Origin of the sequence: Dechloromonas sp. ZY10, from assembly GCF_041378895.1 — a bacterium.
GTDB classification, from domain to species: Bacteria; Pseudomonadota; Gammaproteobacteria; order Burkholderiales; family Rhodocyclaceae; genus Azonexus; species Azonexus aquae.
In genome coordinates this window covers 1,569,038-1,580,975 of the sequence record NZ_CP144212.1, presented here as the reverse complement: position 1 = coordinate 1,580,975, position 11,938 = coordinate 1,569,038, and the positions used below count along the sequence as shown (strand labels likewise).

Genomic DNA, 11,938 nt, shown 5'->3' with positions numbered 1-11,938 from the left:
TTTTCGGCGTCCCCGATGTGCAATCGCATTTCGTGGAAATTTTTGAGAGAAATTCTTATGTCAAAGAAAATCGTTTTCCCTGTTCGCGTCTCTTCGCTGGACCAATCCAAGAATGAGTTCTTCAACGGAGCTAGCGCACGCAATTTGCTGCAATTCTTGCTAGGCCCGGATTTCTGCCTCATCGCCCAATCCGATGACGAAGAATCCGCCGATGAATATCGCTCGGTACTGTTTGATCGCAAGACCTTGCATGCGCATACCAATGGTGTCTTGGATGGGGATTCCATGCCCCGTTCGATTGACTGCGATCTCGCCCATTGCGAGAAGCATGGGCTGTATATCCACAACTCAGTCATTAATCGCCTGGAAGAAACAATCAAGTTTTGGTTCGATGCCTACGATCTTTTCCGCGATGAATACGGCATCGAGACCAAGGTGAACATTCCGGAAAATATCCTTGAGTTTCAGAGCTTCCTGAATGGCAATCAAATCGTTGACAGCTCTTACTGCGCAGTCGTGCACTGGGGTTAAGCCGCTGATGAATGGCTCACCGTAGCAACTGCCACGGTGAGCTAAAGATTCCTTTCAATGGTTGTATACATTTTTGGGCGTGGCATTTTTCTTCCCGTCCGTTTTTTACGTCTCTCTGGTGAGCATGTTGGGGTTCGATTCCCCTGAAGACGTACCGGTAGCCGGATGTTCCGGCAGCTCAGCTTGTGGTTTTAAGCCATGAGTTGCACCCCAAAACGGAGTTGAACCATGCCTGAAAAATTCTGCCGTGCCTTTGAAATCACGGCCCGAGATGACACCAATCCCATTGCGGTAGTCCCCGCCACTTGGATTAACTCACTGCCAAGCCCAATGTGGGCTGAACTCACCCGGCCCAGCTTCCCACACATTCCATCTCCCGATTGCATGCAGGAGCTTTTACATCTGTGCCAGCAGCACAACCCAGACCAGCCTCCGTTGTATGTCACAGGCTGCTCTGCTGAAACGTTTGGCACACAAGAACTTGCAGCAGCGGCAAATGCTAACTTGAAGACTCCGCTGGTCATTACCTGCCTGTTCGATCAGGAGACTCAAGTAGCAAACGCGCCCCACCTAGCCACCATTGCTGAAACAGCATGGCCGCTGTGTCATGGCGATGTTGCCCAGTGGTGGGCATTGATCGAGTGCCGTTTGGGCGATGAGGCTGTACCGGCGTGGATGATCCAATTGCATGCCAGCCTTTTCCGTAAGCTGCGCAAAGGCACCGTGGGCTTGACCACACTCAGTTCCAGCCAGTTGAAGGAGCTTGCTGATTTGTTGGATCAGGCCATGACCGCATCCCGGCTGAACATCGAGGAAGACTTCGACACATCCCCCGAAGCACGGCTGCTCTGGAAATGGAACAGCGTGCTGTCGATGCACGCCAACGGCAGCGCTGGCGATGGCACCGATGACATGGACTGGAAAGACTTCCTACCCCATGCAGACGTGCCACGCTTTGGGGTGTTCCTGACCCAGCCCCTGTGTGATTGGCTGGTGGAACAAGCCGACTCCGACGAGGGGGCCACAGAGATGAGTGACCGCATTCGGAATCTGATCTGGGGGCAAAAACGCTTCCTGCGCAAGTCGGGGGGCGTGTTAATCACCAATCAGCTTTTTTGATACCGCTCAGTGCTCGCGCAATGCAGATGCGCGGGCACGGCCAAACTCCTTGCGCTTCCTGGTGGGTTCCTTTCCTAAGGGTCGATTCCCTGAATGCGCACCAATTGCCTTTCCCTAGGCGGTAGGGATTCTTGGGTTCGACTCCCTTGAAAGGCACCAGCCACCGAGCTTATTCGGCACATCCGCACCCGCGGCAACTTGTGGGCACTCCGCCCGCGAGGGCTACTTTATTCAAAGGAACTCATTATGTTTACCAATCTGCAAACCACCTTGAACATCAACGCCTTCATTGCTCAGCATTCGATGGCTTCTGCGCCAGAGCAAGCACGCGATCTGCTGGAAGTTCTGGGTACTGACAACTTCCGTCTGTTCAAAGCCCAGTGGGACGGTAACGAGTACACGGCACTGCTGACCACTGACGAAATTACCAACATGTCCGAAGGTGCATTGCCTGGCATCACTCAACCGACCCTAGCGGATGGCGGGATCGCTTCACTGGCAGGCAAAGGCCTGCACCTCCACCAAGGGGTGATGTTCCGCCTTGGAGAACTTGTGGAAGATAACGAAGCCACCCTGTCACTGACGGTGCCGCAGGTTGAAGCCGTCACGGCGCTGCAGAACTTTGTCAAAGCATCCTACGACGAAGAAACCCCGTTCGCCGCAGTGCTGACGTTGGCGTAATCACAACCGGAAGAATGGCGCTGGCCTCACCACCAGCGTCATTAACTTTGCCCATGCAGGATTCACTTTTTTAACATCCTGCGTGGGCATCACCGGCAAGGCCGTTGGCAAAGTACGACCAGTACGAACGTCGTAATACTTGTCCAATTTGTTAACGACCCTGTTTTTGTATTCATTTCGATCATCAGGGGTAAATACCCTCAATGATCGTTGCTGCACCTAGTAGCTTTCACCAGAGCCGTTGTGCAAATGCTGCCAACGTCGCAGGCTCTTCAACACAGGCAAGTCACCGTTTAAAGACAGTGGCATTCATATTACTTGTCTGTTGTTCAAGAAGAGCCTTTACCAGAAGCACAGGAAGATCAATACCAACCAGCTTCCGTGCCCGTTCGATTGCATCGCCTTGCATCGACCGATTGAACCCGTAAAACGAATTGAACCATTACCGAGTCACCGAAAGTGGTCTGCAACTCCGCCCCGCTTTCATCAACATGATCACCAGCACTACCCACACTCATTGGGTAACGCTGAATTTCCACAACGACTACGACCTGCATCGTGGGCAGAAACGCCTGCGTATGTGGTCACTCGATGTGATCCGCCGTGTCTTCCACAGCAAGACCTTCTCTGCCTTGAAGCTCGATCAGCTCTTCCGCTTCATTGCATTCCCTGAGCACACGAAGACAGGCCATCTGCATTACCACCTGCCCATGTGGGTACATGAGAGCCGCCATGACTGGTTTGCCAAGGTTGCAACTCCGATATGGAAAAAGATCGTTCCCACCGGTACTGCCGACATCCAGCCTATCAAGCAGGGAGCCGATGACCTGAACTGGGTTGCCATCTATGCAACGAAGCACGTCAGCCGTCCGTTCTCCTATGAAAACTTCATCACCAGCAATATGCTCGACCTGCCAGCAACAGGAGGACCGATCAAGCCGGTCAAATAAATCCGACTTGCTTGAGCTTCTCTCTGACTGCCGCTTTCAAGTCAGCCGTTGCCTTCTCGTCATACTTGACCGTCACCCCTCTGTTTTTGCATGCCGCAGTTTCCTCGACCATCGAGTTGTCACTGTGCCAATAGGGGTGACGTGCACTTCTGAACTGGCCTGCATCGACGTTCCACTCGACCTTGCAGTCCTTCCAGTACTCGGCATTGGGGAATTGCCGCAATGCCATCTGATCCGAGTTATCAAAGCCGTGATGAACACCGGGAAATACCGTCAAGTTTGCATCGACACCTTTGGCCTTTGCCTGTTCCTGCCAGCCACGGCAGATTTCAATGTCCTCGTAGGAATCTTCACTGCCGACAAACTGGTGCATGGGAGCACCTGTCCACCGATCTGCTCGATAGGTGCAGCCGCCATAGACCGGGAAATGCACGGCGTACTTCAAGTCACCGCCTATGGTCCCTCGCCGGATTGACTCGATGCCGGTAGCCATTGCCGCTACACCGCCTCTGGAGAAGCCGATGATCCCTGCTCGCTTGATGTCGATTGCCGGGTGAGTTGCCAGCAGCTTGAGTGCCACCAGGTACTCACCGATGGTTGCCCCGTAATACAGGACAGACTGATCTGTTGCCGACTGGGTAATGCCACGAGGTGTGAAGGTATCCACCAGCAAGGTTGCAATGCCCTGCTCATTAAACCACCTCGCCCAATCCCGATCCTTGTTCTGTACACCTGCCGAGCTATGTGCAATCACCATGACCGGGTAAGGTGCCTTGCCGGTAGAGGGAAGTGACAGCACCGCATGAACCGTGTCGTTCAGGAAGACCCTGCCTGACTTGAGATCACCTACTGTCGTGTTCCGGCTCACCGATTTGTACGCGATTTTGCCGGAACGGCCATCCTCCAGTGACTTCACCAGCTCGTAGCTGTTGGAGTAAAAGCTTGATACTTGTGGAGCCGCAGCATGAACCTGAACCTGCTCACTGGTGCCAGCAACTCGTGTCAGGTCAGCTTTGCAGTCACGCCGCTTGGTGCCATCCAGCCCGAACACCGCGCCACTTGCCATGAGCCGATTGCCGGAGAACGAACCGGCCAGCTTGGTTTGCCAAGGGGGGAAGCTGTCCGCCGTGTAGTGTCCCTCACCTTCAAGCTGGATTGATTTGTCAGCACCGATCCTGCCACGCAGTTCCTCTCGATATTTGTCCGTAGCTCGATTGGTCTGCACCCCGCCCTGCCTGACCGTCATGGTCATGGACTGCGACAAGCCAGCACCAGCCGTCCCGACCAGCATGGGACCGCATTCGAAGGTGCCTTTCCACTCGCCACCGAATTCGGTGCTCGAAGCCGCAACCTGCCAAGACATGCCGACAGCCAAGGACAAGACAGCAATCTGCTGTGCCAAACGGGATGGGTGCCTTATTTGCATTCGAGAACCGGAGTAGTAGGTACGTAACCGGGAATATTACCTATCCAGTTCCGTTGAGATCAATGACATCGAAATGAATTCTTCTTCATCGCCGCCAGCAATACATAGAACAAACGCGCCAACCTTCGCCGTAAGGTTGGCTGCCTGATCCCAAGGAATCCGTAGATGAAGAAAAGCCACCGCCCCTATGCCCGCCGATTACCAGCCCAGTTTGCTCGCCGCGTGATGCTCTGTGCTCGTGTCAGCCGTGAGATGAAAGCCGCCATTGCCCAGCTCGCCGCCGCCCGAAAAATGAGCATCAGCGAGTACATCGCCAGACTTTGTAATGACCACCTAAGCAGTGCTCAACAACAGGGGCTGCTGACATGACCATGAACCGCCGCAACTGGGTACGTGGCCTGTATCCCACCACCTCTGAACTGAACCTTAACCCCTTCCAGTTGAGCATTTCCGACGAGGAAGCCTTTGGCCTGTCCAAGTTCTGCCGTTGGGTAGGCACCGAGATTGTTAATCAGCCATGGACACCGGAGGATGCCGCATTGATGCTCCGGCTGGAAACTGAACCGCGCATCGTCTGCATTCCTGCCGTTTATGGCGAATCGAATCCGGTGCATGTCTCCCACCTGCTGACCTCACCGGCTGTCGTGAGCCAGCTACTTGCCGTTGCTGATGACCCCGACGCACCAATGTTTGCTGGTTGCCGCAGCTTTGCCATGCAGTACCGCGAGCAGCTTGCAGCCTGCTCAGGTCTTCACCTGACAGTAACTTGCTGGCCGTCTGAGCAATCAGGCTCGACGGCTCCGATCAATCCGACTTCACCATGCTCAATGCCCGCCTGAACCTGCTCCGTGCCCTTTGCCCTGACAACGACTATCCGGCCATCCGCTATGCCGTTGCCTTCCAGGACAAGCCCTATGACTGGGTACTCTCCCACGAAATAGCCAAACAGCTATATGAATACATCCGCCGACATTGGCATCTAGCCGCCGACGATGGTGCAGACAGCCCATTGGATGACCTACGCCGGTCTGGCATGCTGCAAGGGCCAGTGGGTCAATCCGCTGGCCCTTGGTATGCCGTCTATTGCCGGGGACAGGTTGCCAAAAACAGCCTGGGGGAGAAGATTGAGCAAGCACGTTGCCGCTACGTGTTGGCATCCGCAGAAATTGCCTGCAAGCTGTGGGAGGAAGCCGTGAACCCACAAACCGACTTGTCGGAAGAGCTACGCCGCTACGTGGTCAGCCATGAGCAGGTGTTCCGGCTCTGTGGTGGGCTGGAGCTGGTCATGGTGGATTTTGTTGTGCCGGAATGATCACTCACAGGCAGGTACTCGGCCTTTGGAGTTGTTTGGCTCCACTCAAAGAATAGTCTGCTCGATGATTGAAAGCGGACTTGCTTCGCGTCCGGAAAAATCGGAGCGATGCAGTTTTGTTTTAGCAGGTGAGGAGAACTAGTCCAGAGAGAAATGCGGCAACTTCTTCTAATATGCTATCGTTATTCTTTAACGAATTAAATTTAGTATTTCGTCCTAGCCGCATACATAAGGTACAAGAAATACAGAATATTAGAGCAACGCAGGGAGTGACGGTTGAGCTGGAAGGAGTGGAAGTACCAAGACTGGAATGTCGCGCTAGTTAACGCGATTTTCCTGAACCCAGCCAAGCGCAATCTACCGATCAAGCGCATCACCGCTTCTGAGCGGATGCTGGTAATGCTTGCCCATGCATCGCACGAGGAGAGTCGTGCCGTCAAAACGGCATTTCTGCAATGCTTTGGGAACGGCCCGCATTCCAGCCCTCAGTGGTTTGACGGAATCGCCGGAAGGGGGGCATTGGATGTGATGCAGCTGCCAAGCTTCTTCGCCAGCCTCTACGCAACCTTGCTCGCGGGAACGGCAGATGAGCTTACAGTTCACGAAGGGAATTTTCGCGAGCGCTTCGCGATCCTATTCGCGCATGTGAGCAATGCTCCGCGCCCCAATTTCGGCAATCTCCCCGTGATGTGGCGGCAACTAAAGCGGTGGGCTGATCATCGAGCCGAAAAACTCCAGGATTGCCGTCGGCTCCTTCTCCCGGACCCCGGGCGTGAGACCATCATCGGTTACTCTAAGCGCCTAGCCTTTCCCGGCTATAGGGACGAAAGCAGGTTGGCTAATCTCCTCCAGGAGGCTGGCCAACGACGTTCTTTTGGGGACGTGATCGCCGAGATCGAACGACACCGAGCCGACTTCACCGGGTCATTTCTCGAGGAGTTCCAGGCATTCCGCGATCTCTATTATCAGGGGCGTTACGAAGATGCGGCTGACTCACCGTTCTGGGGGGCTATCCAGGACTTAACTTGGGAACACGAAGAGCGTGAGTGCAGGCGTCAAGGGCGTTACAACATCAGCCTTGATATCTCCGATTTGCTCGAACCCAAATTGGCGCTTTATTCAGACACGGTTGGGGCGCAGCGATTGGCACGCTGGTTTTGTGCTTCGCCCGGGCAGGAAATTGATGGCTTCTGTCAGCAGCTTCCCCGTGACCGCAACCCTGTAACGCCCACCCTTCTCCTGCAGGTATGTGCAGGTGCGGATGGCTTTCGCCGCTCTGCAGAAGGGCGCAGCCTTTCCGAAGGGTTCCTGCTATTCGTCACAGATGACTATGGGCGTTTGCAGACCAAGCCCACCTATTTTGACGGTGCGCGGGTCTGCATCCTAGTGAACCGGGGGCGGGCAATACGGATTTCGCAAGCGGCCAGAGAGTGCAAGCTGGCTGTACGCCTTACCCCGGATGTAGTCAGTTGGGAAGGCTGGGCAGTTGTGGAATTCCCTCGGCTTGACCGGAAAGCCATTCCATCCCTGTACCGCGCCACTAGAGACCGGGTGTTTGCCCTTTTTGAGTCGTTGGCTCGATCCTACAGCGTGCATGTTCGAGGGGGCGCTTGGTGGGGCTCTTCGTTGGTCCTGAACCCCGCTACTGGTATTCGGTTTTCGGGGGATGCGATCCAGACGGGTGAGTTCAGCTTTCTCAATATGGAAGGCAACGAGGTTTTCTCAGGAGCACTGGCTGAATCTGATGATAACGACTGGTACATTCCGGCGGACCAATCCCATCTACCGCCGATGTCGGATAGGCTTCGAGTGCGCCTCATGCGGGACGATGGGTTGGCTGTGGAAAAGACCCTCAACTGCATCAGTCATGCCCCGGTGCGGTTCGAAGTCCCGTCGGATGGGCATGACCAATGGGCGGTCGACGGGCCGGATGGCGACCTCGTTCCATGGCACGGGACAGTTGCGCGGGATGCGGCTCCGACCATGGGGACTGCCAGCCGCGAATGGAAATCGTCGTCTGCCCTATGGTCAGCCTTGCGCTTAGGTTTCTGTCCTGACGAGATTGCACCTTCCGCGGAAGAGTCCTGTAAAGCGGATTGGGGCGAGGTCCTCGGCTGGCTTAATGACGTCCTCAGCTGCAGGTATGCCAATGCGCGGAATTTGTCCACGAGGGGGCTACTGGAGCACGTGTCGCCAGTGACAACGATAAACGCGAGATCCGTTTGGCCCCTCCTTACGCTGCTTTGCGCAGGGCATTGGGTTACCCGGCTAAGTGGGGCAGCATATCGCCAAGCTGCCTTTGCCCTGGGGGGGCGTGTGCTGGCGGTCCGGGGCCTGCGTGACGGTGTGCGGGCGCGCCTCATTGGACTTGTCACAAAGCACGAGCACCACCTTATAAGCCAGTTTCTCCTGGATGGCGAACGTGTTCAGGAGCTCGTGTCCCCCGGCTATAGCGCATCGATCGGGGCAATTGAATTCCACCTTTCCGACGTTCCGAGAGTGGCTGCCCTTGCTCAACTCTTGGGCGTGGGGCGGATCGAGACTGATTGCGCGGATGCTTGCCTGGCGAACCCCCGCGATATAAGAATTCAGTTCGATTCTACGCTGCCCCCACTTCGTAACTCGTCTTACGAGCAATGGAAAACAAGGTCATATCGCTGGGAGGCTGTTAGTAACGTTGAGCAGCCCAGCATGGGAGATATCTTCCGCAGCTCTGATCGCCGATCGTGCGTCTATTGGGTCAAGTTGGCCGGACCTGGCTTTTGGCGGACCCGAAGTGAATGGTGGGCCCACACGATATCCCTCCATTCCCAAGGACAGGCGTTCGCTGAACTTGATCGCCACGGCAACCTCCGCTTCGCACGCAAGGTTTCTTCACCCCCGCCGGCCTTCACCAAATGGTGGCTCTTATGGGGCGGGGGGAGAGTCGCTATTGACCAAACTGGTAGGCTGCTATTCCTCGGGGGGAAAGGCTACCAAATGTGGGCTTCGTTGTCGGCGTGGCTGCCCATGGAGGCGCAGAGCGTCACTCTCGAAGAGAAAGATACGGCACTTTCGCGCCATTGGCTTGCCCGTGACTTACGGAAGCTGGGTAAGCCCGCATGGCTTCGGCGCAATCAGATATGACATTTGAGCACGCAAGAATATGCACAAGAACACAGCTATGACAAATAAGATGAGAAGCCGCGTCTCGGCAGGGTTGCTTCGTTGGGAAGCCATGGTGAAGGCTGTGATTCCCGACCATCTGGTCTTCAAATTCATGCAGGAGTCGAAGGCGGCCCTGATTCCCGCACGGGTCCCTCAGGCCTCGAACCCGCCGTCCGATCCGCAGAAGTGCTTTGAAAAACTCTTCTCCGTTCATCCTCGCGAATGGATAGGGATTCTCCTGAAATGGTTGACTCGGCACGGCATGCTTACTGATGCCGCTTCACTCCCAGAAGCGCTGAAGTCCCTGGCGGACATGCCGCCTGACCAATGGGCAGATGAAGCCACAAGACCTCTCTGGCTGGCTCTCATCGCAGGGCTCGCCGATCTTTCGGATGCTCCGGAAATCTTGGCCTTCCTCTCGCCCACGAGGGAGAATGAGAACACCAGATTGACTCCTGTGTCGTTCCAGGGCGAAGGCATAGAGGCAGCGGATATCGACAATGCGCTCGGATTGGTAAGGGGTACATCTTCACCTGGGCACCCTACCAAGCTGGTGTCACTCAGTATCGCAGTTGCATTCGCCGCCGGCAGAAACGACCAGGCTCTCTTGGGCAAACTGCTGGATACCAGTGATGATGTGCCCTCAGCATTGTTGGAGCGCTTAGCCGGATTTGGCAATATTGAGGTGAGTCGATCCGACTCAAGTCCCCAAAGTGATGTCCAGGTGGTGTCTTGCCGCCGTGCCACAGTGTCTAGTCCGATTGATTCTGATGGAAGTGTCCGCGTCCTCGGGCATTTCACAAATCAGACGGCGCAAGGGACACGTTTTTTTTCGATTTTCGGGGTTTTTCGTGATGGCGAATGGCTTGAGGTCACGCCCAAGGATGCCCTAATCGCATTTCCTGGGACCGGTTCGGCCATCCTGTTTCCTGCCCGGGCTGGTGCAATGGTCAATCACGATCAGACCGACTGGGTGCTGGACATTGCACGTGAAAATCCTTCAGAAAAGACCCAGTATGTTGTCCAGCAGGTGGTCGGACGCGCGCTGACCGTTTTTGAAGTACCCCATCGTTCTGACCATCCCGATCAGGTTCGTAACTGGGTGCAAACCCACATCCACCGTGGAGCCGGATCAACCTTGTTTCTGCTCCAGGATGGTCTTGCCTTGCTTCCCCGCTCCAGTGTCCAGCCCCTCGAAAACAGCGTCGCAGCTTATCGCTCGATCGTCGTCCATCAGGTTGCAGGCAAATCGTTGATCCTATCCGCGCTGCCAGCAGCGGCAGAAAATTACGATTGGGCTCCGCCGGAGGTATTGATCGGTAGGCTGCTCAAGCAGCAAAAGGATTTGGAAGATGTGCCGAGGCTAACCAAGGGGCAAATCGGCAGACTGCAAGAGTCGGTCTCCGCCGAGTTCATGGGGCTCGGCATTCGGCGGTCGGCGATGCGTGCCATTGAACTCGTCTCCTCTGTGGAATTGGGCCGCGATTTGGCGGAACAGGTGGTGGAGCGCGTTCTGCAGCGTCCCGATATCCAACAAGCCATCGAGGACCGGAAGGCGGAACTGGTTAGCACGTATCGCAAGGAGGCCGACAGGATACGTGAAGAGATTGAGGAGTTGAAGGCCGTACGGGCTACCCAGGAGGAAACCCTCAAGAGGATACGTGCTCAAAACGAGTCGACTGCGGCAGCCCTCACCAAGGAACTCCAACGCGCCTTCGAACGCACCACACAAAATGGATTCGCCAAATTGGCAGAGGTGGCAACCTTGCTACCTTTTCTGGCACCTAATGCTGGCATGGCTCCCGCCGTCCACAATGCCACGCCTACTGTGTCGGCCCTGCCGGTGCCGACCGTTGACGGCTCCCCAATCTCGGATGCGGAGGGACTGGTTGTAGCGACTAAGCTGTACTCGCTCTACTCCGGTGTCTCTTCCAACTATTGCAAGGCGGTGATCAGCACAATGTTGGCGGCAGGCTTCGTCAGCATCTCGGGATCTCAGGCGGGCGTGCTTCAGGGACTGGTCAGCGATACCCTGGCGGGAGGGAACTCCGTGGAGGTCTCTGTCTCAGGCGACATGTTTGGCTGGGCCGATCTCCTTAACGCCCCAATCGCACTTTGTCGCACCCAACTTGCCCCGAGCACGCTCGGTGCATTCCTTGAACAATGCCAGGCGGAGAGCATCCCCTGTCATGTGGTGCTTCGCGGTTTTAACCGAGTTCCCCCAGAATCCATCTTGCCGGAGTTGTTGGAGGCGGCCGGTCGTCGCGGGGTCGGCCGGGTAGTGGCCTGGTGTGGTGAAGGTGGCGTACCGCGTGCGCTGCGGATCGTGGCACCAATTTTCTTCACTTTGGATTTGATCGCAGGTCAGACGACGTTCCCGATTCCTAAACCTTATGCTTCGATCCTGGCCTGGTTCAATGCAGACCATCCGTGGGATGACAGCAATGTTCGTCACGATATCGAGAGGCCTCTGCACTATTGGGTTGCCGACCATGCTTCCCACATTTCAGGGGAAAATGACCCGCAAGCGCACCATGCAGAATGCTCCAGCATCGTCGAGCGGACAAAGCGACTGATGGAGTCCCTCAATGTCCCCTTGGATGAGTTGGCTGAGCTGACGCGGTGCGCGTTCCTGCTGGGGAGAGTGGAGCGACAAGCCCTTGAGGAAGCCGTCAGTAGGGAGGCGCCCTCTTTGCGGGCGAGAGTTGTTCGGTATATCGGGGCTTGCTATGAGACGGAAGTGCTCCCGGCCGTTAAGTAATAAAGGTTCAA

The 11,938-nt window shown here is 55.7% G+C and carries 10 protein-coding genes; 9 read left to right on the top strand and 1 reads right to left on the bottom strand.

The annotated features are described in order from the left end of the window. Nucleotides 1-57 precede the first annotated feature (57 nt). The 4 genes from VX159_RS07155 (at nt 58) to VX159_RS07140 (ending at nt 3,281) form a co-directional block, all read left to right on the top strand. Nucleotides 58-531 (top strand): hypothetical protein, encoded by a 474-nt coding sequence (locus VX159_RS07155; RefSeq protein WP_371325285.1) that lies wholly within the window; start codon nt 58-60, stop codon nt 529-531. Nucleotides 532-759: 228 nt separating this feature from the next. Continuing rightward, nucleotides 760-1,650, top strand: coding sequence for a hypothetical protein (locus tag VX159_RS07150; protein WP_371325284.1), 891 nt, complete (start codon nt 760-762; stop codon nt 1,648-1,650). Between the two features lie 246 nt (nt 1,651-1,896). Beyond that, nucleotides 1,897-2,331, top strand: coding sequence for a hypothetical protein (locus VX159_RS07145; RefSeq protein WP_371325283.1), 435 nt, complete (start codon nt 1,897-1,899; stop codon nt 2,329-2,331). A 491-nt stretch (nt 2,332-2,822) separates the two neighbouring features. Then, complete coding sequence (locus tag VX159_RS07140; RefSeq protein WP_371325282.1) at nt 2,823-3,281, top strand: hypothetical protein; 459 nt, start codon at nt 2,823-2,825, stop codon at nt 3,279-3,281. Here the strand turns inward: VX159_RS07140 and VX159_RS07135 are convergent. Then, nucleotides 3,274-4,662 carry a dienelactone hydrolase family protein gene (locus VX159_RS07135; protein WP_371325281.1) on the bottom strand — a complete coding sequence of 463 codons (1,389 nt, stop codon included), beginning with the start codon at nt 4,660-4,662 and terminating at the stop codon, nt 3,274-3,276. The genes VX159_RS07140 and VX159_RS07135 overlap by 8 nt on opposite strands. A gap of 210 nt (nt 4,663-4,872) precedes the next feature. Here VX159_RS07135 and VX159_RS07130 point away from each other — a divergent pair, with 210 nt between their 5' ends. From VX159_RS07130 to VX159_RS07110, 5 genes are all read left to right on the top strand, one after another. Next, entirely contained in the window at nt 4,873-5,076 is a 204-nt protein-coding gene (locus tag VX159_RS07130; protein WP_371325280.1) for a hypothetical protein, read from the top strand. Next, on the top strand, nt 5,073-5,546 hold the full coding sequence (locus VX159_RS07125) for a hypothetical protein (protein ID WP_371325279.1): 474 nt from the start codon (nt 5,073-5,075) through the stop codon (nt 5,544-5,546). The genes VX159_RS07130 and VX159_RS07125 overlap by 4 nt, the downstream gene beginning before the upstream one ends. Then, complete coding sequence (locus tag VX159_RS07120; RefSeq protein ID WP_371325278.1) at nt 5,528-6,019, top strand: hypothetical protein; 492 nt, start codon at nt 5,528-5,530, stop codon at nt 6,017-6,019. Before VX159_RS07125 ends, VX159_RS07120 begins: the two co-directional genes overlap by 19 nt. Nucleotides 6,020-6,295: 276 nt before the next feature. Beyond that, nucleotides 6,296-9,145, top strand: coding sequence for a hypothetical protein (locus VX159_RS07115; protein WP_371325277.1), 2,850 nt, complete (start codon nt 6,296-6,298; stop codon nt 9,143-9,145). A 49-nt stretch (nt 9,146-9,194) separates the two neighbouring features. Continuing rightward, nucleotides 9,195-11,927, top strand: coding sequence for a coiled-coil domain-containing protein (locus tag VX159_RS07110; protein ID WP_371325276.1), 2,733 nt, complete (start codon nt 9,195-9,197; stop codon nt 11,925-11,927). Nucleotides 11,928-11,938: the final 11 nt, after the last annotated feature.